We start from the raw sequence: 24,828 nt of genomic DNA, 5'->3' as shown, positions 1-24,828 counted from the left end.
AAATAATGCTGAAAATAAATAAGGGGTTGAATATCTAATGTTATATCCAATTACGACTGAAACAAGAGGACAAATAGACTTAAATGGTATTTGGAATTTTAAGATGGATAACGGTGAAGGAATAGAGGAAAAGTGGTTCGATCAACAATTAAAAGATACGATGTCTATGGCTGTTCCCGCTTCTTATAATGATTTAGCAGTGACTCGTGAACTACGAAATCATGTTGGTTGGGTTTGGTATGAACGAGAATTTACTATACCACAATATATGTTTGAGGAACGCATCGTTCTTCGTTTTGGATCGGCAACACACTACGCTAAAGTTTATTTCAATGGTTTATTAGTAACAGAACATAAAGGTGGATTTACACCTTTTGAAGTGGAGCTTAATGAGCAGATTAAACCAGGGAAAAATCGTTTGACGGTAGCTGTAAATAATATCATTGATGAGTCTACGCTTCCCGTTGGACATTATAAAGAAGAAGTAGTAGAAGGAATAGGAAAAGTTGTTCGTAATTACCCTAATTTTGATTTCTTTAATTATGCAGGTTTACATCGACCAGTTAAAATTTACACCACACCAAAAAAATATATTACAGATGTAAATATTGTAACAAGTATTGATGGAAATAATGGTGTTGTAGACTTTCAAGTCGATGTCAAAGAGCAAGAGGGGAAAGTGAATGTAGCGGTAATCAACGAAAATGGTCAGGAAGTAGCTAATGCAAGTGGATCGAAGGGTTCTATAATAATTAAAGATGTAACACTATGGGAGCCATTAAATGCATATTTATATACATTACGTATTGATCTAGATAATGGAAATGATATTTATGAACAATCATTTGGTGTACGTACAGTGGAAGTCAAGGATGGTAAATTCCTTATCAATAATAAACCTTTTTATTTCAAAGGGTTTGGAAAACATGAAGATACACCATTACATGGTCGTGGATTTGATGAAGCTGCTAATGTATTAGATTTTAACTTATTAAAATGGATTGGAGCGAACTCTTTTCGTACAGCGCACTATCCGTATTCAGAAGAAATCATGCGACTTGCTGACCGAGAAGGAATTGTTGTCATAGATGAAACACCGGCAGTTGGAGTTAATTTAAACTTTATGGCAACTATAATGGGTGAAACGCCAAAACGAAATACTTATAAAGAAATCCAAACCTTTGAACATCACCAAGACGTGATAACTGAACTTGTAAATCGAGACAAAAATCACCCTTCAGTGGTGATGTGGTCGGTGGCAAATGAACCAGCATCAGAAGAAGATGGTGCATATGAATATTTTAAACCTTTGGTTGAACTTATGAAGGAAAACGATCCTGAGAAACGCCCAGTTACTTTAGCAACCTATAGTTATTCTACACCGGAAAAAGACAAAATTGCAGAACTGATCGATGTGTTAGCCTTAAACCGTTATTATGGTTGGTATATAGATGGAGGAGATTTGGAAAAGGCAAAAATTAAACTCCGCAAAGAACTAAAAGAGTGGACTAAACGTTGTCCTAGTAAGCCAATTATGTTTGCTGAATATGGTGCAGATACGGTTGCAGGTTTTCATGATATTGATGCAGTGATGTTTACAGAGGAATATCAAATTGAGTACTATCAAGCAAATCATGAAGTAGTAGATGAGTTTCAAAATTTTGTTGGAGAGCAGGTATGGAATTTTGCCGATTTTCAAACAAGTCAAGGGGTTGTAAGAGTTCAGGGGAATAAAAAAGGCATTTTTACACGAGATCGTAAACCAAAGTCGGCAGCATTTGAACTAAGAAAACGTTGGACTAATATCCCAAACTTTTGGTATAAAAATTAATTAGTACTGGTCGTTTTATTATTAGAAATACTATGGAGGTGTAATGTGAAAAGAAATATTCGTAATATAATTAAAGAAATGACAGTGGAAGAGAAAGTTGGAATGTGTTCTGGTTTAGATTTTTGGTATTTGAAAGGTGTAGAGCGTTTAGGAATCCCATCTATTATGGTCACGGATGGCCCTCATGGGCTTCGAAAGCAGGCTGAAGGCGCTGATCATTTGGGATTAAGTAATAGTGTCCCGGCAACTTGCTTTCCATCTGCAGTAGGTCTAGCTAGTTCTTGGAACCGAAAGTTAGTTGAACAAGTTGGAGTTGCGTTAGGTAAAGAATCACAAGCCGAGAATGTTGGAGTTATACTTGGGCCAGGAGCGAACATCAAACGCTCCCCATTATGTGGAAGAAACTTTGAGTATTTTTCAGAAGATCCTTATTTGTCATCAGAAATGGCAACTAGCCATATTATTGGAGTGCAGAGCCAAGGCGTTGGTACATCACTGAAGCACTTTGCAGCGAATAACCAAGAACACCGAAGGATGTCAACTAACGCAATTGTAGATGAGCGAACATTAAGGGAAATTTATTTAGCTAGTTTCGAAAATACAGTAAAAAAGGCAGAGCCTTGGACGGTGATGTGCTCGTATAATAAAGTAAATGGCTCATTTATGTCAGAGAACAAATTATTGTTAACAGACATACTAAGGGATGAATGGGGATTCGAAGGCTTTGTCGTTTCAGATTGGGGGGCTGTCAATGAACGTGGAGATGGTTTAGAAGCAGGATTAGAACTTGAAATGCCAGCTAGTTATGGTTTAGGGGATAATAAAATCTTAGAAGGTATAAAAACTGGAAAGCTGTCTGTTGAAAAACTTGATCGAGCAGTGGAACGTTTATTGAGAATTATCTTTTTGGCCGTTGATAATCATATAGAGAATGCTATTTATGACAAAGAAGAACATCATCAGCTTGCGAAACAGGTAGCTAGTGAAGGTATGGTACTTTTAAAGAATGAAGACAATATTCTTCCTCTTGCTAAAGGAAATAATGTAGCGATAATTGGTGAACTTGCTCAAAAACCTAGATACCAAGGTGGAGGAAGCTCACATATTAATCCCACAAAGCTAGATAATATTTATGAAGAACTAGAAAAGACTACTACTAGTAAATCAAATCTAATCTATTTACAGGGGTACCACTTGGACAGAGATGATGTAGATGAACAGTTAGTAGTAGAAGCAAAAGATAAAGCAATACAATCAGATGCAGCTGTTCTGTTCATTGGATTACCAGATCGATACGAATCTGAAGGATACGATAGAAATCATTTGGATATTCCAGAAAACCAACGCTATTTAATTGAAGAGATAGCAAAAGTGCAACCAAATGTGATTGTTGTTCTAAGTAATGGTGCTCCAATTGAAATGCCTTGGTTAACTAAAGTTAAAGCTGTTCTAGAAGGATATTTAGGAGGACAAGCACTAGGTGGAGCAATTGCAGATTTATTATATGGAAATGTTAGCCCGAGTGGTAAAATAGCTGAAACGTTCCCAGTAAAGTTAAGCGATAATCCGTCTTACTTAAACTTCCCTGGTGAAGGAGATGAGGTAGAATATAAAGAAGGTATTTTTGTTGGTTACCGTTATTATGATACAAAAGAAATTGAACCTCTATTTCCATTTGGATATGGATTAAGTTATTCAACTTTTGAATATAGGAATCTAACCTTAAGCAAAAAGGAAATTGAAGATACAGATTCTATTACTGTTAAGGTAACAGTTAAAAATACTGGTGATATGGCTGCGAAAGAAATTGTCCAGTTATATGTTAAAGATGTCTATAGTAGTGTATCGAGACCGGAAAAGGAACTAAGAGAATTTGACAAAGTAGATTTAAAACCGGATGAAGAAAAAGAAGTAATATTTACTTTAGATAAGCGTGCGTTTGCTTATTATAATGTAGACTTAAAGGATTGGCATGTGGAAACAGGCGAATTTGAGATATTAGTTGGAAAGTCATCAAAAGGTTTTCAACTAAAAGAGACAATTTACGTAACCTCAACGGTTACTATCGCACAACGAGTCCACAAAAATACTTTAATAGGAGATCTATTGGCTGATCCAACTTTAGCTCCGATAGCAACTAAACTGCTTAAGAAAGCAAATAAACACAATCCATTATTGAATGCTATGGGTGATAGCGAGGAATCATCTGCTATGATGGAAGCAATGATGAAATATATGCCATTACGTGCTTTAGCTAACTTTAGTTCAGGGAACTTTACCGAAGAAATGCTGACCGATATGATTACTCAATTGAATGAAGTACAAGAAAAAACTATTTTCAATAATTAATATTCAAATAAAATGTAAGGGGAAAATTATTTTCCCTTTACATTTATAAAATTAATTTCAGCCATGCTCTAAAAAAGTTTAAAAGAACAAGTAATTATTCCCAAATTATGAGGCTATCTATTTTTTTATCATCATAAGAATATTCGGGTGTTACCCTCGCTTTTAAAACTGGTTATTTTGCAATAGCTAATACATAAAATATCAAATAATCATCCCGAGGGTATTTTGATCATAAGCAGCATTGACAAAAACCTTTCTAATTATGCAGGACTTTTCATCAATTCACTGAATTGTAGAAGGGCCTTTTTCTAGTCCACTTGTTAAATGTTCGTAAACTTGATCAGTTGTTGAAACTCCAGGATATCCTATAATAAAGAACCGGTTATGCCGAAAGGAATGGGGGTGTACTTATTCAAATCAGGCTCCTGTTTCAATAGTCGTTGTTGCCGGATTAGACCTTCTAAGGGCTTTTGAAGCAAATTCAAAAATGTGGTTGAATTGAGATTACTCGTCTTGTTTTAAGCGGTTGAATCTCAATTTTTCGTTTATTATTTACTCGGATGGAGTAGGTCTTATTGATAGTAATCGAATTTACTAGGTATTAAACCCTCACAAAACAACCTTATAGTAAAAGATAAAACTACGAAATGAAGCGAACGTACATTCATGTAGCTGATAATTATAAATTAATTAATAACTGAGTCAATTTCATAATTCAGAGCCCTTGTGGCCCAAGAGATTTAAGAAACAAAAAAAGGAGTACCTCCCCAACTGTCGAATTTAGTAAGTAGCGAACAAACTAATTTGACTGGAGGGAAGACTCCTATGTCCATTTTACGACAAGAGAGCCTACTAAGTATAGATGTTTTATACGATTTAGAACCTACCCAACGTTACGATGAGTTATTTTCAACACTGACCACCGGTCCTATTGTACTCATGGTGTTCAAAAAATCACGTTTGGGTCGCCCTGTAAAGCTGAATTATCCAGCGATGATCCAATCGTTGATCATTCGTTATGTGGAAAGAATTAGTGAAGTAAAACTCTTAGTTAAACGCCTGAAAGATGACATTCAGTTTAAAAGAGATTGCGGATTTGGTGTGGCAGACGCAATTCCTTCGGAAGCTTCTTACTCCCGCATGGTAAGTGAGATTAAAGCTTCTTCTGTACTGAAAGATATCAACCATCAACTCGTCCATGAAGCTATAGATGATGGGTATATTTCGGACTTCAATGTGGCCATTGATGCGACACATATCGAAGCGAAAGATAAAGCCCCTTCCAAAGAAAAGAAAGATGATACACCGAAACCCGAGCCGAAAAAACGCGGCCGTAAAAACAAGGAAGAACAATCGGCATGGCTCAAAGAAAAAGAAGAATTTGAAGCTTCTCTTCCGGTTTATAAAAAGAAAATCGAAGATCAATTGGACATACCTTTTGACAACCTTGAAGATGAGATCCCTCTCGGTCCAGAATGGGGCATCAAAAAGAACAGTGACGGTAAAAATGTTTTTTGGTATGGCTTCAAGGGTCATATCGCCGTTGAAACAAAGAGTCAATTTATTCTCGAATCTCTCATGTCTAGCGGTAACTTAAATGATGGTAAAGCTGCGATTCCGTTATTAAAGGGCATTCAAACGCATTTTCCTCATTTTCAGATGAAACACGTGACGATGGATGCTGGCTATGATTATCCAGCTATCTATGAACAGGTTCATCGGATGAAAGGCTATTCGATTATAGCTTATAATAAGCGGAATGAACCGGAGCCACTTGGCTTTGATAAACACTTTGCCCCAACCTGTGTGAGAGAACATTCTTACCGATATGACAGCTTTGATAAGAAGTACCAAACATTAAAATTTACCCAACCAAAAGAATGTGGAGAGTGTCCACTCGCTCATGACTCGCTATGTCAAAAGGTCTTTAAGATAAAAATGGATACAGACTTGCGGAAATATAGTGCTCCAGCAAGAGGTACTGAATCATGGAAGACGATCTATAAAGAACGAAGTTCCTCTGAACGAGTGATTGCGTATCTAAAAGAACAATTTCAACTAAACAATATACGATACCGAACAGGAGAAAGAGCGAAAGTTCATTTTGACTTTACTACACTTGTTTACAATGCCATGAAACTCGCAGGATTACGACTGAAAACAAAGAGAAGCCAAGGACAGAAAGCTGCTTAAAGGTATACAAAATTTTTGATCGTTGATGTTGAAAATCTGTGAGACGCCTGCAGGAAAAGCAATAGCTGAAGATCCATCGGGGCGGTTTCCCCCGATTAGCTGAAGCATTGCCTGCGGCAAGCGAGCAAGTTTTCAACTATCAACACTAGCTTTTAAAGTGACGATTTTTTAAAAGAGTACTTTTGATATTCTGCGCTTCTGACTTTATTCAGAAAATGCATTATGAAATTGACTCAACTGATTTAATACATGAAAAAAATGCAGAAAACCCTAATCGATTATGGGTGGTATGATGTAGGCATTTATTATTAGAAATTTTTAAAACACATATTAATTATGTAATTATAGTACTGGAGCAGTTACAAATTAATGATGTAACAATTTGTTTGACCACACACCTACTCTCACTTGTGCAAATTTTTGCGCACAGACTTATATTTCTAAGTTAAATTTATTTAACTCATTTGTCTTTCGAACACTAAAAACGTAGAGTTGCCAGACTTCCTTTAACGTATTAAATTTGGTTGAACGCCGTTTATTTCACCGGTTTCATCTGACAGCCAAGAGGGCAGCGGTTCGATCCCGCTATGCTCCACCATACAAAAGCTTATCAACGACGCGGTTCTTCGTCTCTACGAGGAATTGTGTCGTTTTTTAATTTTGATCTTTGTGAACATTTTGTGCACCTTTAGTCTGCTAAAGTGTCACGATTTACTGAAAGCTTACTCAAATTTAGTTGCAGCTTTGTCTTGCATGTCTGCATTGACGCGGGAGTAATTTAAAAACACAATAATATTATAATTATGGCATAAATGTACTGGGTAGATGGTGTCACCCTTGGAATTCACCCGATTAATAACTTTAGAAATATGAAGGGAATATCTGAACTGTGGAAATAAAATTATTGACCATTCATTCCATAACTGATATAGTTCTCCTTAAGGGAGGTGAAATGAGATGGCAAGACCGAAGGAGTTTGATCCAACAAAGGTCCTCGACCGGGCAGTTGATATTTTTTGGGAATTTGGTTACGAAGGAACTTCCGTACATGATTTGATTAAACATTTGGGAATCGGCCGACAAAGTCTATATGACACTTACGGGGGGAAACGTGACCTATTTTTTTCCGCACTTAAACATTATGACCGTCAACATGATATCATTAGCATTCTTGAAAACACTGAATCTGGGAAAGAAGCCATTGTTCATGCTTTTGATCAATTGATACACACCGTTTCTGATGAAAAGCAATCAAAGGGGTGTTTTATGGTGAATACTGCCGTAGAACTGGCACCTCATGATCCGGAGGTCTCTAAATTTATTGAAGAAGGAGGGCAGAGAACGGAACTCGCATTTTATCAAGCATTGATTCGTGCTCAGGAACAAGGTGAGCTGAATACACGCCACCAAGACCTTAAGGCGCTTGCACGGTTTCTTAATAGTGCTAGGAATGGGCTGGTTGTGACTTCAAAAACAACGCCCGATCAGGTCGTTCTTCAAGATATTGTTAAAGTTATTTTATCGATTTTTGATTAAACCTTTAATAAACAAACTGAAGGCGCCTTCTATTTATTTGACTTTTCTGGACTGTTCAGTCCAAAATGATGAAAAGAAGCAGCAAATAACTAAGCTGAAAGGGTGATCTATATGGAAATTTCATTGAAAGGGAAAGTGGCGGTTGTAACTGGAGGGAGTCGAGGGATTGGATTGGCTATCGTTAAAGCAATGTCTTCATCAGGAGCCAAGGTTGTAGCATCTACTCGTAAACCGACGGATGAGATTATAGAGCTTTCAAAAACTACATCAGTTCTACCTGTTATTACGGATGCTGCTACGGAAGAGGGGGCAAAGAAGTTAGTTGAAGAAGCAACAGAAAAATACGGGAGTATAGACATACTAGTTAACAACATTGGGGCATTGGGCCGCCGTGATACGGGATTTTTAGAAATAAATGATAATGAATGGGAGAATATGATCAATGCCAATTTAATGAGCGTCGTGCGTACTACTCGCGCTGCTTTGCCAGTATTAACAAAACAAGGGGGATCGATTGTAAATATTTCTACAATGAATACGTCTATGCCGAATTCGTCCATTATTGCATACAGTGCAATTAAAGCTGCAGTAACAAACCTTTCTAAAAACCTTGCTGAGATATATGGTGCAAAAGGCGTTCGTGTCAATACCGTTGCGCCTGGTCCAACAAAGACGGCAATGTGGGATGATGTACCCGGTGACCTAGATGAATTGGCTAAAGATATTGGCATCACCCTTGAGCGATTTGCAGAACCGAGTGAAGTAGCAAATCTTGTTGTTTTTTTGGCTTCCAATCGTGCTGCGATGATCACTGGTGCTAATTACATTATCGATGGCGGTTTGGTTAAAACGATTCATTAAATATACAAATTACCTTTTTATCTTGATGAGTAGTCCCAATATAAAGGTGCATTTTATTTTTTGTCAATTATGGACTGATCGATCAAAAAATATATAAATTTAGGGATTTATATAAAGTAATGCAATACGGAACGGGGATGACTCTAATGCCATTCGCTATCTATGTGTTAGGTTTCACGATATTTTCCATGACTACTTCAGAATTTATGGTTGCCGGGATGATGCCTTCACTTTCTGAGGAATTTGGTGTATCAATTTCGGCAATCGGATATCTTATTTCTGCCTATGCTCTGGGTATGATTGTAGGTGGTCCGGTGCTGATGTTAGGTCTTCTAAAGGTTCGACGCAAGCAGGCTTTTCTGGCACTAATCATGGTTTTCCTCGTCGGACAGACTCTTGGTGCATTAGTCTCCAGCTATGAGTTAATGCTGGTAGCACGAGTGATGACAGGCATTGCTTCATCCGCTTGCTTTGGTGTTTCGCTTGCCATTTGCTTTAACCTTGTTGAACAACAATCCCGCGGGCGGGCGGCTTCCATCGTTCTTGGTGGTTTAATGGTCGCCACTGCTATAGGGCTGCCGGCGGCAATGCTGATTGATCAGTACTTCGGATGGCGTGCTAGTTTCTGGGCTGTTGTTGTTCTGGTTCTTCTGTCGGGGTTGGTAGGAATTTCGGCTATACCTTCTTCAGCTAGACCAGAATCGGTGCGCATATGGAACGAACTAGCAGTTTTCAGGAAACGCAACTTATGGGCAGCTTACACTACAAGTATGTTTATCATTGGCGCTACATTTGCTGCATTCAGTTACTTTTCACCAATTCTTACTAATCTTACGGGCTTAGCGTCTGGGACGGTGCCGATTCTTCTGGGTTTCTACGGTGCGGCAACCGTTATTGGCAATATTATCACCGGCAGGCTTGCCGATTGTCACACGATGCCTATTTTGGTGATAGGTCTAATCACGCTAACCGTGGCATTGGTTATTTTCGCACTGTTTAACACCAATCCGATAATTACAGTGATTGTAGTTATCGTGATCGGCTTAGTCGGGGTACCGATGAATCCTGCTATGGCAACTCGTGTGATGCGAGAAGGCAACACCGGTTCGTTGGTAAACACAATTCATACCTCTGTCATAAACTTCGGAATCGTCGTAGGATCCTCAATCGGTGGACTATTTATCGGAGCTGGATACGGACTTGTGTCACCTTTATGGATCGGAACTCTATTGGCGATTCTTGGCTTGCTTTCCTTGGTGCCTTTCTTGCGCGAAAAGGGTACAGAACAACATGAATCTCTACAAGAGTATACAGAACAGAGACGGATCCAAAAATAAGTAAAAATCGTTAGTAACCAATGGGTAAAGCTTTGATCGAAAACTAATGGCAACTGCCCTTATACGGATGAGGGAGTTGCCATTTTTATGAGGTTGCTAGGGATGCATGCCAGAATAATCATCCATTTGGCCAAAAACTTAGGCATGGGCGCTGCTCCTCTCTAAGATTGCAAATTCTTTCTCCAGCTGCAGTAGCTTTGCTTTCATATCCAAACCACCCCGGTAGCCGGTAAGAGAGCCGTTTTTACCAATGACTCTGTGGCAGGGCACAGTGATTAGAATTGGATTTGCACCTATTGCTGTCCCTACCGCCCTCACCGAGGAAGGCTTCTGGATTTCTATTGCGATATCCGAATAAGACTTAGTATGTCCAAATGGGATCCTACGAAGCGCATACCACACATCTTGCTGAAAAGGTGTACCACGTAAATCCAATGGCAGCGTAAAATCTGCACGCTTTCCCTCGAAAAATTCAATTATTTCGTTTAAATAACGCTGTAATTTATCATCATCTTGAATAAGCAAACTGTTGGGGAAATGTCTTTTCGTCCATCCTACTAACTCATCAATCTGCTTATTTTGGGGACTTAAATAACAAAGTCCCACAGATGATGCGGCCATATATAACTTCCATTCATCATAAACGAACATGGTCCAGTAGACAGGGGCATCTAGATTTGATTTTTTCTTCACTTTACAGCACATCCTTATAATTCCTATTGATTTGCCGGTAATCTTTCGGTGTAAATCCAGATATTTTTTTAAACAGTGTTACAAAATAGGTTGTACTCGGTATCCCTACTTTTATGGCAATATCCGCAATATTTCTGTCAGTGTGGATTAAAAATTCAGCCGCTTTATTTATTCTCAGTTGTTGGATGTATGATGCCGGCGTTATCCCCTTAATTCGTTTGAACGTGCGGTGCATATGATAAGGACTTCCATGACACATATACGCTATCGTCTGAAGGCGTAACGATTCATTGTAATTTGCTTCAATGTACTTTGTAATCTCGTCCACCCATTCATGATCAGGCAGACGTTCTTTTGTAGGATTGCATCTTTTACAAGGCCGGAAGTTAGCTGACAGTGCTTCTTTTACATTATTAAATATAGACACATTTACTTTATTCGGCATCCTAGATTTACAAGATGGTTTACAAAAGATACCTGTCGTTTTCAAGGCGTATATCATTTTATCGTCGTAAGTTGCATCATTCTTTACAATTGCCTGCCACATATCTTCTGTCAATTCCTTACCAACTTCCATTCACATCACCTCATCACCAGTATACCCTTGATCCTCATTAATGGAAGAAAATTAGAATATAAAAGCAAGATATTGAAATTTGGTAACCGGGGGGACGGTTCTTATGGAAAAGGAATTTTCTCTTGGTTTTTCTTCAAGAAAACATTCCGAAGAAAAATAGCACTCGTCAAACTTAATTGTTTGGCGAATGTGATTTTTGATTTGTGGTAATAGTTTATTAGAGAGGATCGAATTGATTTGAATTACCAATAGCTAACCGTAGGAATTATTCCATTGGTTCAAAACCCCATTTATGAAACTTTCCAGTTTAATTAACCGTATTAATTTATACGAAGAAATTTTTAGGGAGGAGTCATGAATGAACTATCTGAAGCTATTTTTTATACTGTCTGTTTTTTCAACTGGTTTCTTAACTGCTTGTAATATGGAAGAAGAAGCGGGTGAAGAAAGTGAGGAAGAAAACACAAATGAAGGAGAGGAAACGACAATGAAGCCTGAAGAATTTTCTGATGTTTTCCTGCATGGAGACTTCGAAAGGGTCTACAGCCAGATGAGCAAAGCGTTTCAAGATGAAGTATCCTTGGAGCAATTAAAGGAATTAGGTGAAGAATTTAACACAGGAGTTACTACATATATATTACAGTCTGAGCTCCCATATACTAATGCCGCAAAGCAATACGTTTGGGTAGATGACAGTGATTCTAAAGGAATGATGGCAGTTTTTGATGAGGATGATACTATTCAAGGATTACAGGTTATGCCACTCGCTAACTATCCGGAAACGGATGAAATATATACAAAACAAGCATTTGATTTACCTTTTCAGGGGGAGTGGTTCGTGTTTTGGGGAGGAACGAACAGTTTAATTAATTATCATTATGAGTATGAAAATCAGCGCTATGCTTACGACTTTGTGATCATGAACGAGGGCTCTTCCTATGAAGGAGATCCCACCTTAAATGAAAGCTATTATGCATTTGGAAAGGAATACTTGGCTCCTGGTGATGGGACGGTAGTTCGTGTGGAAAATGATTTGGAAGATAATGAGCCGGTTGGCGTAATGAATGAACAAGAGCCTTATGGTAATTATGTCATTCTTGATCATGGTAACGATGAATACAGTCATCTTGCTCACTTCAAATACCAGTCAATTGAAGTGAAGGAAGGGGATGAAGTCAAGCAAGGTGATTTACTTGGACTCGTTGGAAATTCTGGGAACTCCAGTGAACCGCATATTCATTTTCATGTTGCAGACTCAGCTAATCCTAATGAGTCAAAAAGTATACGAATTAACTTCGACCGGGATGAAGAATTTATTCAAGGTGATTTTGTCAAATGAGCTTAAACTCGGGATAACCGGTAGGTAACCGGGGGGACGGTTCTTATGGAAAAGGAAACGTCTCTTGGTTTTTCTTCAAGAAAAGATTCCGAAAAAATAGCACTAGCCAAACTTAATTGTTTGGCTAGTGCTATTTTTGATTTGTGGTAATAGTTTATTAGAGGGAATCGATATGATTGGAATTACCAATAGCTGACCGTAGGAACCGTCCCCTTGGTTATCCCCTTGGTTAAACCTGTCCCTGTGTCCCCCTTATTTTTTAGATTTTCTTGCTTCGAGTCTAAATAAATAGAACGCCATCGATAGATAGGTCATTAATAGTAGTACCAAAAAGACTGGTGTGGACAAAATATTTTGGACAAACATAAGAATATCACCTCTAGAATAGTTTAATCAATAGAGCGGAACCGGGAACAAGATATAGAAAAGCGCTGCTGCTGGTAAAGCAAGAATAAGTGCCCAAGCAGGTTTTCTATAATGGATGAGTAAAAACATAAACAATGTCGCATTTAACCAAATATTATGCCAGCTATTCCATCCATTTCCGTATACATACAATCCTTTATGAGCAAACAATGCCTCAATAATGGTGTAAAAAATGACCCAAACTACTATATAGATAATTTTTGCATTACGAGTTATAGGCATTCGCTGGAAAAAAATAATCAGCGTCACCGGACATATATAAAACGTGAAAAATAAATTGATCGTCATATGGTTTAACCATTCTGCAGTGATCCCCTGAAAAGCCCAAAGTAATTGATCGTGATAAAGAGTGTTATAAGTCATGTTTATGGCAATGAAAAATAGAATCGTAGGATATTGGTCTTTTACACGTGACCAATCAATAAATCTATAAGCAAATAAGGTCCAAACAATCAAAACTAATAATAAATACATAATACACCTCTTTATTTAGTAGACTATTAAGTGTATTGCCAAATTTAACCACTCTTATACATACAGTAAACATCTATTATCGAAGAAGAAATTTTTGGGGGACGGAACCTGGCCTTGTGCCCCAGTTGTGGTTATACGTTTCAGGGTTTAGAATAATACATATGTAAAGGTATTCATAGAGTTGGAAATTTAATTTATACATTTAAGAATGTTTAACTTCGTTAAAGGGCTAAGTATAAGATAAACTAAGTATTTCGCCATTAAGGACTTGGCGACAAGGCAAGTTTTTCTAATAAAAAAGTATATCAGTAGAAAGGACATTATGATGGAATTTGTAATTAATCAAGAAGTATTAAAAAATGAATCGTCATCTTCGCAAGGTTCACTATTTTACCAGGAAAAAGGTGCATTCAGCGGTGTGAATAAGATCGCCGAAAAGGTTATGCATGACCTGGAACTAGTATTCGGCTATGCACCACAATCAACAGGGGATAGAAAGAAGCTTGGAAAAAATGTTGTATTGTATGGAACGGTAGATCGCAGTCCAATGCTTGAGGAACTGAATGAGAAAAAGATGATTGACCTTACAGAAATTACAGGAAAGAGGGAAGTATTTTTATTTCAAGTAATTAATCACCCATTTGAAGGTGTTGAAAAGGCATTAGTAATAGCGGGAAGTGACAAACGAGGTACGATATACGGCCTATTTCATCTATCAGAGTTACTTGGTGTTTCTCCATTAGTAGATTGGTGTGATGTGAAGCCACACCAGAAAAAATCATTTTCTTTAAATGGAGACTTAAAATATATTTCCAAACAGCCATCTGTTCGTTTTCGTGGCTTTTTTATCAATGATGATTGGCCTGCTTTTGGTAATTGGACGATGAAAAACTTTGGTGGTCATAATGTAGAAATGTATGACCATGTTTTTGAATTGTTGCTAAGATTGAAAGGTAATTATCTCTGGCCTGCCATGTGGTCAGCTCGTTTCAGTGATGAAGGACCAGGTTTAGCGAATGCTGAACTGGCAGACGAATATGGAGTAGTAATGGGGGCATCTCATCATGAGCCTTGTTTGCGTTATGGAGAAGAGTATAAATATCTTCGCGGTAAGAACTCTATTTATGGAGATGCTTGGAATTTTATTAAGAATAGAGAAGGAATTACGAAATTCTGGGAAGACGGACTTAAGCGCAACGGAAAGTTTGAAAATGTTATAACTGTCGGTATGCGTGGTGAACAAGATACTTCGATTATGGGTAAAGGAGCTGTACTTGCAGACAATATTAATTTGCTAAAAGAAGTGCTACGAACACAAAACAAGCTGATACGGGAAAATGTCAATCGTAACCTTTCAGAAGTGCCGAGAATGTTGGCGTTGTATAAAGAGGTGGAACCTTTCTTTTATGGAGATGAAAATACACTAGGTTTAATGAACTCTGAGGAGATCGAGGATGTTATTCTGATGCTCTGCGATGATAATCACGGCAACTTACGTACTTTACCAACAGAAGAAATGCGTAACCATAAAGGTGGTTATGGCATGTATTATCATTTTGATTATCATGGCGGACCAATTTCATATGAATGGATTAACAGTTCCTACTTACCTAAAATATGGGAACAGATGAGTATGGCTTACGATTTTGGTGTTCGGGATCTATGGATTGTAAATGTAGGGGATATATTTACGCAGGAATTCCCGTTATCTTATTTCCTTGATTTGGCGTATGACTTTGAAAAATGGGGAACGAGTGCCGTTAATAATACGGATATTTACACGAAGCTATGGATTCAAAGACAGTTTGATGCCGTATTCGGTGAGGCTGAAATGAAGAAAGTATTTGAGCTACTCACTGGCTACACAAAGATTGCTCATAATCGCAGACCTGAACATATGAATGCAGATGTATATCATCCGGTGAATTACCAGGAAACAGATAACAAATTGCAGCAAATTGATGAGCTTTTGGATATTGCTGAGGAAATATATAAGAATGTAAATCCTGAGAACTTTTCCGCTTATTTTTCATTAGTTTATTATCCGGCTGTAGGTAATCTAAATTTGCAAAAAATGTGGTTACTAACTGGGAAAAATAATTATGATGCGAAGTTGGGTAAAATCGAAGCAAATAGACTAGCCGATCAGATAAGAAAATGCTACAAAAGAGATAGGGAACTAGTGGAGCAGCTTCATACGATTGATAATGGTAAGTGGTATGGAATGGGACTTTCTGAACATGTTGGTTTTACTAACTGGAATGAAGAGGGAAACAAGAATCCAATAATAATGAATGTATTGCCTGCTAATAAGCCAAGACTGGTAATCGGTGTTGATGGGACGGATCAAAACAATGAGGGTCCCGACTGGCATAATAATAAAGTATATTTAAATGACTTTTTACAGCTGGATATTGAGGAAGCTTCATTTATTATTTCCAGTATGAGTGATAGGAAAGCGGATTTTAATATAACTAGCAAAAATCAGTGGCTAACGTGTTCTATGACAAGCGGGAGTTTAGATGGTATAGAAAAAACAACGGAAGCCATTCAAGTAAGGATTGATCGTAATGCGATGAATGGTGAGACAGAAGGCAGTATAGTAGTGGAGATGCCAGTAGGCACGTGCACAATCATTGTAAAGGCATTAGAGAATAATTTCAGTGAACTACCTGATATGACCTTTGTGGAGTCCAATAACTATATTTCCATTGAAGCAGAACATTATGCTTTGAATAAGGAAGCAATGAACGAAAATGGTGACATGAACAGATTTAAAACGCTTCAAGGATACGGCAAAACTTTATCGGCAATGAAGGCTTTTCCAACTACAGAATATTTTACAGTTGGAAAGGATGCTCCTTATCTGGAATATTACTTTTTCGTACAGGAATCTATCCAGTATGAAGTGGAACTTTACATGCAACCGTCTAATCCTGTCACAAAAGATGGTTCGATATTCTGTGGAATTCAAGTAAATGACGGTGATATAAACATTGTTAACACGCTTCCGGAAGGATATCGAGTTGATGATGATACCTGGGCATCCGGAGTGTTGGATAATATCCGCAGGCAAAGCAGTAGAATAAATTGTAAGGAAGGCCTTAATATTTTGTGTATTTATGCAGTGAGTCCAGGGTTTGTCTTAGAAAAAATCGTAATCTATCCAGAAGGAAAGAAACCTGCAAATAGTTATCTAGGGCCAACTGAAACTTATTATAAAGGGAAATGAATAAATGACACTATATAGGTGTTTGCTTTGCAGTGTTTAGTAGCTACGAAGCAAACAAACAAAAGTAATACTTCCGATTCACCATCTATAACACAACGCTATCAACGACACTGTTCTTCGTCTTTACGAGGAAGGGTGTCGTTTGTATTATTTGGCAGTGTAAAAAAACGCCCATTCCATTAGTTTCAAAGTCAATTTTGAAGGTGGTAACCTCACCTCAGATTCTGGCTTAATTTTATACAAAGAGTTTGATAAGAAAATTGGTCTGAGTAAAACGATAAAAAAGAGTGTCTCTGTTAAAGATCATACACATTCAAATGAGGAAGTGATGATTCAAAAGGGCGAGGAGTTATCCAAAAGAACCTTTGTTAACAACTCTCTTAGACAAAGACAGATTAGTGTCTCAACCAACCCTTTCATGGCTTGATCAGAAATTTGATAAAGAGACGAAGAAAAAGTCCAAAACACAAATTAACGAATAGTTATAAAATTAGTAAGTGCTCAGATTCGTTGATTATCAAAGGTTTTTAGAACTTTCTTAATTGAACAGGATGTATTCTATATGATAAAATTTTAAATTAGAAGTGTTATTGAAAGCTTAAATAAAAACGTTGTTAAGTTCGATATGTTCGGAGGAATTCAAGAGTGGCGAATAATACTAGTACTCTATTATATTCGTTAAGATGCGATTGCATTGCACATTAAAAAGTAAGCGTATTCAATCTAAGGGATAAAACAAAGAAGTTGGAGTGATACAAATGGCAAACAAGTTATACCATGGTGCAGCGTATTATCCTGAGCTTTGGGATGAAAAGGTGATGGAAGAGGATATTAAGCTTATGAAAGAAGCCGGCATTAACGTAGCACGAATGGGAGAGTTCGCTTGGCATACGATGGAGCCGGAAGAAGGGAAAATAGACATTAGCTTTTTCGTCAATGTCATTAACAAGCTATATGAAAATGGTATTGAGACGGTAATGTGTACGCCAACGCCAACACCGCCAATTTGGTTCACACATAATCACCCAGAACGAATGTATGTCAACCATGAAGGGAAAGTGATGGGGCACGGATCTCGTCAGCATGCTTGTACGAATAATCGATATTTTCGAAAAAAAGCAAATGAGATTACAGAACATATGGCAAAAGCAGTTGGTTCACTGCCAGGAGTGATTGGCTGGCAAATTGATAACGAATTTAAATGTCATGTGAGTGAATGTATGTGTGAAACGTGCCTAGAATTATGGCATCAATGGTTAGAGGAGCGCTACGAAACAATTGAACAATTAAATGAAGCGTGGGGCACAAAAATTTGGAGTGAGTATTATCATTCATTTGAGCAAGTCCCGCAACCAGGGCCAGCTCCATTCCTGCATAATTCTTCATTAAGCACGATGTATCGTCAGTTCTCGATGGAGAAGATTGCCGAATTTTCTGATAGTCAAGCTGAAATTATTCGTCAATATTCAGACGCACCAATTACGCATAATAGTAATGTTCCGTTTTCGGTTGATAATGAACGTTTATTTGAAAAGTTAGATTTTGCTTCGTTTGATACATATGCGACACAAGAGAATAAAGCATCTTATTTAATGAACTGTGATTTATGGCGTAACTTTAAAAAAGGTCGAGACTTTTGGATTATGGAGACGAGTACATCAAATGCAGCTTCGCTAGAGAGCTATGCAAGTCCGCATGCAAATGGCTATTTACGAGCAGAGGCGATTGTTTCGTATGCGCTTGGAGGAGAAGCCTTTTGTTATTGGTTATGGAGACAGCAACGAGCAGGGTGTGAGCAACCTCATGGTTCGGTGATTAGTGCATGGGGAAAGCCTACGGTCGGTTTTCAAAGTGTCTTAGATGTGGAAGAAATGAGAAAGAAAGTTGAGCCATTTATGGTAGAAACCAAGCCCAAGAAAGCGGATATCGCGATAACATATTCGGACCAAGCCAAGGCCTTCTTTCAAACGGAACCTCATCAGCAAATGGATTTTAGGTCGTTAGTGACGAACTTTTATAACCATTTTGTATCATTGGGGATTCACCGTGATATGATTCCAGAAAAGGGAAGTTTACAAGACTATAAGCTATTATTTACACCATTCTTGCCGTATATTTCTGATGAATATCGAAAACAGGCTGTTGATTTTGTGAATAGTGGTGGAACATGGATCGTTGGGCCTTTAAGTGGCGGACGAACGAAGGAGCATACGGTTCATACGAATGCAGCACTAGGAAAACTTGAAGAAATTGCCGGAATCGAAGCGTTGTACACATATCCAATGGATGGAACCGGTTCAGTTGGTCATGCATTTGGAGAGCGGGCACCATTAGGGTTATGGAGTACGGTGTTTGAATATGATGAGAAAACAGTTGTCGGTACGATTGCAGGAGGGAATTCAGATGGAAAAGCCTTCATGACAGAATCGAAAGTTGGAAAAGGAAAAATCGTTCACGTCGGTTCTTTGCCTGTTGGAGAAGAAGGGGATTCCTTAATAAGAAAGATCATTGATCATTATGCAACGGAAACGGAAGTCAGTGTAAGGACGGATGTAACAAGTGGAACGATCGTGGCACCGCGCATCGATGACGACGGCAAGCAATCGTGGGTAATTGTCAATATGGATGGTCAAGGTGGAAGTGTGACTATTCCGAAAGACGCGATGGACGTATTAACGAAAGAGAAGGTTTCAGCAGAACGATTAGATATTGGACCTTACGAATATCGAATAATTTCTTTTTAGAAAGGATGATGAACGATGGAGCGAAATCAAGTTATACAGAAAATTGATTTACTAATGACAAATTTAACAACGATACAAGACGATACAGGTGAGTTCCTCTTGAACTTTGACGGATTAGTTGTCGATGATAAGAGCTGGAAAGTATGGAATTGGCCTCAAGGCGTTGGTCTATATGGCATTTATAAATATTGGCGATCAACACAGAATGAAAAGGCGTTAAGCATTGTGAAGGAATGGTTTAACCATCGTTTTGAAGAAGGTGTCCCGCCGAAGAATGTCAATACGATGGCGCCTTTACTCACACTAGCGCTCTTATATGAAGATACGAAAGATAAATCACTTGTTCCTCATTTAGAAGAATGGGCAGAATGGGTCATGAATGAGATGCCGCGAACGAAAGAAGACGGACTCCAACATATGACGTATGGTCCAGAGAATAAAAATCAACTTTGGGACGATACCTTAATGATGACAGTATTACCATTAGCGAAGATCGGGATGCTCTTTAACCGTCAAGATTACATTGAGGAGGCTAAGAAGCAATTTCTTATTCATATTAAATATTTGAGTGACCGCAAAACAGGCCTTTGGTTCCACGGATGGACATTTGAGGAAAATCATCACTATGCGGAAGCATTATGGGCAAGAGGGAATTGCTGGATTACAATAGCCATCCCGGAAATTATTGAAATATTAGAGCTTAAAGAAGGCGATGGCTTTAGAGATTTCTTAATTGATACATTAAATAGACAAGTCGAAACATTAGCTAATTATCAGCATGAAAGCGGCTTGTGGCATACACTTATTAACGATACAACGTCCTATTTAGAAGCTTCAGCGACTGCTGGATTTGCTTATGGAATCTTAAAATCTGTTCATAAGGGATATATCGAGGAAAAATATAAAGAAATCGGTTTAAAAGCAGTTAAAGGGATTGTGAACGAAATAAATGAAGACGGAGCCGTTCAAAAAGTCTCGGTCGGGACTGGAATGGGTGACACGCTTGATTTTTATAAAGAGATTAAGATCACTCCGATGCCTTATGGCCAATCATTGTCTGTCTTAGCTTTGGAAGAATATTTACAAGAATATATGTAACACGAAAAACCATCCATCCAAGTGGTAGGACACTTAGAGTGGGTGGTTTTTGTATGTCAAAATAAAGACTCTACAAACCAACTATTTAATCTTGCAATAAAACTAAAAAGATCGTAAACTGTAATTAGTTTACTAGTCAAACAAATTATAAGGAGGTATATTCATGATTCATGATAATTTCCTGTTAACAACTGAAACTGCGAAAAAGCTTTATCACTCTTACGCAAAAGATTTACCGATTGTCGATTACCACAATCATTTGAGTGCAAAGGATATTTACGAAGATCGTGATTATGAGTCGATCACCGATGTGTGGTTGGCAGGTGATCATTATAAATGGCGTGCAATGAGAGCGAATGGTGTAGAAGAACATTACATTACAGGGGATGCTACAAATGAAGAGAAGTTTTCAGCTTGGGCAGATACGGTTCCAAACTTACTAGGAAATCCTTTGTATCATTGGACACATCTTGAGTTAGCTCGTTTTTTTTCAGTTAATGATTTGTTGAATAAACAAACTAAAAAAAGTATTTATAAGAAAACAAACGAGGTTATCCAATCTGGACAATTGTCTGCTAGAAAGATCTTAGATATGCAAAAGGTGGTTTTTGTCGGTACGACAGATGATCCAACGGATAATCTTAATTATCACCGGAAGTTAAAAGAAGAAGGTTATAAAGTTACTGTCTCTCCTTCTTTTAGACCTGATAAAGCATTAGCGATTGATCAAGATGGATTCCTTAAGTGGTTGAAGAGCTTAGAAAAAGTGGTAGACAAAGAGTTAAAAGGTTATCAGAGTTTCCTCGAAGCAATGAGGGAGCGGGTAGATTTCTTTGCTGAAGTTGGATGCCGCAGTGCTGACCATGGTATCAATGAGATGTTTTATAGAGAAACATCAATAGAAGAGATCGAAAGTATTTATAAAAGTAAATTGAATGGACAAGTATTAAGTGATGAACAGGTAGAAAAATTTAAAACATTTACGCTACAACAGTTAGCTGAAAAATATGTTGAAAAACAGTGGGTGATGCAGCTGCACATTGGACCACTACGAAATAACAATACCCGCATGTTTGATCAAATTGGACCTGATAGTGGATTTGATCAAATGGGAGATGCTCCCGTTGCTAAACCGTTGAGTCTCTTTCTTGATTCATTGGATCAAAAGCAACACTTACCAAGGACTATTCTTTATACGTTGAATCCAAGAGATAACGTCATCATGGCTTCGATGGCTGGAAACTTCCAGGGGGCGGACGTTCCTGGGAAAATCCAGTTTGGGACAGCTTGGTGGTTTAATGATCACTATGATGGCATGTTGGACCAGATGAAAACACTAGCAAGCATTGGGTTACTCAAGCACTTTGTCGGAATGTTAACAGACTCAAGAAGTATGTTGTCATTCACTAGACACGAGCTTTTCCGACGAATTTTATGTGAATTACTTGGAACATGGGTGGAAGAAGGAAAAGTACCGAATGACGAAGATTTATTAGCTGAATACGTTAAAGATATTTGTTACTACAATGCGAAAAGATATTTTTCATTATAAGAAGATTAGGATACGTGCTTTGAACTTAATAAAAAGGAGTGATTTAAATGGAAATGAGTTTTCGTTGGTATGGTGATGAAGATCCTGTCACATTAGATAAAATTAGACAAATACCAGATATGATAGGAATTGTCTCAGCAATTTATGATATTCCAGCTGGGGAAATTTGGCCATATGAAGAAATTGTTAAATTAAAGGAAAAAGTTGAAAAGCATGGATTAAAGGTCAATGTTATTGAAAGTGTCCCAGTTCACGAAGAAATCAAGATGGGCCTTGATACGCGAGATAAGTGGATTGAAAATTATAAACAAACGATCCGTAATCTTTCAAATGCGGGTATTTACACAGTTTGTTATAACTTTATGCCGGTGTTCGACTGGACGCGTTCCGAATTAGATGCACCTCTTCCAGATGGTTCCAACTCACTGAAGTATGATGAAGCAACGGTGAAAAATTTAGATCCGTTAAGTGGTGAATTAACTCTTCCTGGTTGGGATTTATCCTTCCAAACAGATGAGCTAGAAAAGATTATGGAACGATATCAGACGATTTCTGAAGTTCAACTCATGGATAATTTAGTGTACTTCCTTGAAAAAGTGATTCCAATTGCGGAAGAGGAAGGTGTCTTGATGGCGATTCATCCGGATGATCCGCCATGGCCAATCTTTGGACTTCCACGCATCATCAAAAACAAAAATAGTGTGAAGCACATGCTTGAAGCGGTAGATAGCCCGAATAACGGCATCACTTTCTGTACAGGTTCCTATGGAGCGGATCCGAAAAATGACTTGTTAAAAATTATCGAGGCAGCAAAAGGTCGTATTCACTTTGTTCACGCACGGAATGTGAAGTGGACGGGAGAATTATCCTTTCAAGAAACATCACATTCAGTAAATGAGGGTTCTCTTGATATGATTGGAGTCATGAAGAAATTGATTGAAGTTGGATATGAAGGACCGATTCGACCAGACCATGGAAGAATGATTTGGGGAGAAACGGGTCGTCCAGGTTACGGATTATATGATCGAGCATTAGGTGCAACCTATTTAAACGGTATTATCGATACGATTAAAAAATAGGAGGAAATTAACATAATGAACCTACCTTTTGAAATTGATTTGAATGGCAAAGTAGCGGTCGTCACAGGCGGAAGTGGTGTATTAGGATCCTATATGAGTGAAGCACTCGCAACATCAGGAGCAAAGGTAGCGATTTTAGCGACTGGTCAAGAAAAGATAGATAAAGTCGTGAAAGAAATTAATGATAAGGGTGGAAACTGTGCAGGCTTTATTGTTGATGTCCTAAGTAAGGAAGCTCTTGAAAATGCTCGTGCTGAAATTACAGAAAAGTTCGGAACGTGTGATATTTTAATTAATGGAGCAGGAGGAAACCACCCAAAAGCGACAACATCAAACGAAAAATTTAGTATGGGAGATCTTGAAGATGATATTCAACAAACGTTCTTTGATCTTGATCCAGATTCGGTGGAGTGGTTATTTAAACTGAACTTTATTGGCACCTTATTGCCAACGCAAATTTTCGCTAAGGATATGGTTGGTAAAAAAGATGCTTCGATCATCAATATTTCTTCAATGAATGCATTCCGTCCATTAACAAAAATTCCAGCTTATAGTGGTGCGAAAGCGGCAGTTAGTAATTTCACTCAATGGCTGGCTGTGTATTTCGCTGAAGTGGGTATTCGTGTTAATGCGATTGCACCAGGATTTTTCGTTACAGCGCAAAATGAAGCGTTGCTTATGGATGAACAAGGGAAATTTACCGAGCGTGCTCATAAAATTTTGGGACAAACGCCACAAGGACGTTTTGGAGAGCCTGAAGAACTAATAGGAACACTACTATGGCTGATTGATTACAAGTCATCTAGTTTTGTTAACGGAATTGTTGTTCCGATTGATGGCGGATTCTCTGCCTATTCAGGAGTATAAGGGGGTTGAAACGATGCAAGGATATACTATTTTAAATAAAATGCTAGACCAAAAAATTGCTGTTGTTATCCGTGGAAAGGACGAGGTCGAAGCTGCGAAAACAGCGGTGGCCTGTTACCAAGGTGGAGTACGTGTACTTGAAGTGGCATTTACCGTGAGCGGTGCAGATAATGTCATGAAACAGCTCATTAAACAACATGACGATGCCATTGTAGGTGCTGGAACGGTTCTTGATAGTGAAACGGCCCGCATTGCGATTCTTGCAGGTGCAGAATTTATCGTTAGTCCGGCATTTGATCGTGAGACGGCAAAGTTATGTAATAGATATCATATTCCTTATTTACCTGGATGTATGACAATTGCAGAAATGATTGAGGCGAGTGAGTATGGCTCTGTTGTATTAAAATTGTTTCCAGGACAAATGTATTCCCCATCTTTCATTAGCAATGTGAAAGGTCCTCTTCCATACGTAAACATTATGCCGACGGGTGGCATAAATCTGGACAATGTCAACGACTGGTTTGCTGCTGGTGCCGTCATGGTCGGTGTCGGTGGTGAGATTACTAAAGGCGCAAAAACAGGAGATTTCAAGGCAGTCACAGAAGAAGCACGTCGATTTATTGAACGAATCGAGGAGTGA

General features: G+C 38.2%; 18 protein-coding genes. 15 read left to right on the top strand and 3 right to left on the bottom strand.

Going from position 1 to position 24,828, the window contains the following annotated elements; genetic code table 11:
* The first annotated feature begins 37 nt into the window (after positions 1 to 37).
* From uidA to ACM26V_RS12330, 6 genes are all read left to right on the top strand, one after another.
* Complete coding sequence (gene uidA, locus ACM26V_RS12355; protein ID WP_416151712.1) at positions 38 to 1,831, top strand: beta-glucuronidase; 1,794 nt, start codon at positions 38 to 40, stop codon at positions 1,829 to 1,831.
* Between the two features lie 45 nt (positions 1,832 to 1,876).
* On the top strand, positions 1,877 to 4,180 hold the full coding sequence (locus tag ACM26V_RS12350; RefSeq protein WP_416151711.1) for a glycoside hydrolase family 3 C-terminal domain-containing protein: 2,304 nt from the start codon (positions 1,877 to 1,879) through the stop codon (positions 4,178 to 4,180).
* An 825-nt stretch (positions 4,181 to 5,005) separates the two neighbouring features.
* Positions 5,006 to 6,373 carry a transposase gene (locus tag ACM26V_RS12345; RefSeq protein WP_416151710.1) on the top strand — a complete coding sequence of 456 codons (1,368 nt, stop codon included), beginning with the start codon at positions 5,006 to 5,008 and terminating at the stop codon, positions 6,371 to 6,373.
* 957 nt (positions 6,374 to 7,330) lie between these two features.
* Positions 7,331 to 7,909, top strand: a complete 579-nt coding sequence (locus ACM26V_RS12340) for a TetR/AcrR family transcriptional regulator (protein WP_416151709.1) — start codon at positions 7,331 to 7,333, stop codon at positions 7,907 to 7,909.
* A gap of 111 nt (positions 7,910 to 8,020) precedes the next feature.
* Complete coding sequence (locus tag ACM26V_RS12335) at positions 8,021 to 8,770, top strand: SDR family NAD(P)-dependent oxidoreductase (RefSeq protein ID WP_416151708.1); 750 nt, start codon at positions 8,021 to 8,023, stop codon at positions 8,768 to 8,770.
* 146 nt (positions 8,771 to 8,916) lie between these two features.
* Positions 8,917 to 10,107 carry an MFS transporter gene (locus ACM26V_RS12330; RefSeq protein ID WP_416151871.1) on the top strand — a complete coding sequence of 397 codons (1,191 nt, stop codon included), beginning with the start codon at positions 8,917 to 8,919 and terminating at the stop codon, positions 10,105 to 10,107.
* Between the two features lie 138 nt (positions 10,108 to 10,245).
* Here the strand turns inward: ACM26V_RS12330 and ACM26V_RS12325 are convergent, their stop codons facing one another.
* Positions 10,246 to 10,800, bottom strand: coding sequence for a methylated-DNA--[protein]-cysteine S-methyltransferase (locus ACM26V_RS12325; RefSeq protein ID WP_416151707.1), 555 nt, complete (start codon positions 10,798 to 10,800; stop codon positions 10,246 to 10,248).
* Between the two features lies 1 nt (position 10,801).
* Positions 10,802 to 11,377 (bottom strand): bifunctional transcriptional activator/DNA repair enzyme AdaA, encoded by a 576-nt coding sequence (locus ACM26V_RS12320; RefSeq protein WP_416151706.1) that lies wholly within the window; start codon positions 11,375 to 11,377, stop codon positions 10,802 to 10,804.
* Positions 11,378 to 11,735: 358 nt separating this feature from the next.
* Between ACM26V_RS12320 and ACM26V_RS12315 the strand changes: the two genes are divergently transcribed.
* Positions 11,736 to 12,716 carry a M23 family metallopeptidase gene (locus ACM26V_RS12315; protein WP_416151705.1) on the top strand — a complete coding sequence of 327 codons (981 nt, stop codon included), beginning with the start codon at positions 11,736 to 11,738 and terminating at the stop codon, positions 12,714 to 12,716.
* A gap of 393 nt (positions 12,717 to 13,109) precedes the next feature.
* Here ACM26V_RS12315 and ACM26V_RS12310 read toward each other — a convergent pair whose 3' ends face one another.
* Complete coding sequence (locus ACM26V_RS12310) at positions 13,110 to 13,616, bottom strand: CBO0543 family protein (RefSeq protein WP_416151704.1); 507 nt, start codon at positions 13,614 to 13,616, stop codon at positions 13,110 to 13,112.
* Between the two features lie 322 nt (positions 13,617 to 13,938).
* Between ACM26V_RS12310 and ACM26V_RS12305 the strand changes: the two genes are divergently transcribed.
* From ACM26V_RS12305 to ACM26V_RS12270, 8 genes are all read left to right on the top strand, one after another.
* Entirely contained in the window at positions 13,939 to 16,848 is a 2,910-nt protein-coding gene (locus ACM26V_RS12305) for a glycosyl hydrolase 115 family protein (protein WP_416151703.1), read from the top strand.
* 178 nt (positions 16,849 to 17,026) lie between these two features.
* Positions 17,027 to 17,275 (top strand): hypothetical protein, encoded by a 249-nt coding sequence (locus ACM26V_RS12300; RefSeq protein ID WP_416151870.1) that lies wholly within the window; start codon positions 17,027 to 17,029, stop codon positions 17,273 to 17,275.
* A 331-nt stretch (positions 17,276 to 17,606) separates the two neighbouring features.
* A complete protein-coding gene (locus tag ACM26V_RS12295; protein WP_416151702.1) occupies positions 17,607 to 19,592 on the top strand; it encodes a beta-galactosidase in 1,986 nt (661 codons plus the stop codon).
* Between the two features lie 15 nt (positions 19,593 to 19,607).
* Positions 19,608 to 20,690 carry a glycoside hydrolase family 88/105 protein gene (locus ACM26V_RS12290; RefSeq protein ID WP_416151701.1) on the top strand — a complete coding sequence of 361 codons (1,083 nt, stop codon included), beginning with the start codon at positions 19,608 to 19,610 and terminating at the stop codon, positions 20,688 to 20,690.
* Positions 20,691 to 20,853: 163 nt separating this feature from the next.
* Positions 20,854 to 22,242, top strand: a complete 1,389-nt coding sequence (uxaC, locus tag ACM26V_RS12285; protein WP_416151700.1) for a glucuronate isomerase — start codon at positions 20,854 to 20,856, stop codon at positions 22,240 to 22,242.
* Positions 22,243 to 22,289: 47 nt separating this feature from the next.
* Positions 22,290 to 23,321, top strand: coding sequence for a mannonate dehydratase (gene uxuA, locus ACM26V_RS12280; RefSeq protein WP_416151699.1), 1,032 nt, complete (start codon positions 22,290 to 22,292; stop codon positions 23,319 to 23,321).
* Positions 23,322 to 23,336: 15 nt separating this feature from the next.
* Entirely contained in the window at positions 23,337 to 24,188 is an 852-nt protein-coding gene (locus ACM26V_RS12275) for an SDR family oxidoreductase (protein WP_416151698.1), read from the top strand.
* 13 nt (positions 24,189 to 24,201) lie between these two features.
* Entirely contained in the window at positions 24,202 to 24,828 is a 627-nt protein-coding gene (locus tag ACM26V_RS12270) for a bifunctional 2-keto-4-hydroxyglutarate aldolase/2-keto-3-deoxy-6-phosphogluconate aldolase (RefSeq protein ID WP_416151697.1), read from the top strand.

The organism is Salipaludibacillus sp. HK11 (assembly GCF_047795645.1).
In the GTDB taxonomy this organism is placed as follows: domain Bacteria; phylum Bacillota; class Bacilli; order Bacillales; family Salisediminibacteriaceae; genus Salipaludibacillus.
The sequence above is the reverse complement of the archived record's forward strand: the minus strand, read 5'-3'. Positions and strand labels throughout refer to the sequence as shown.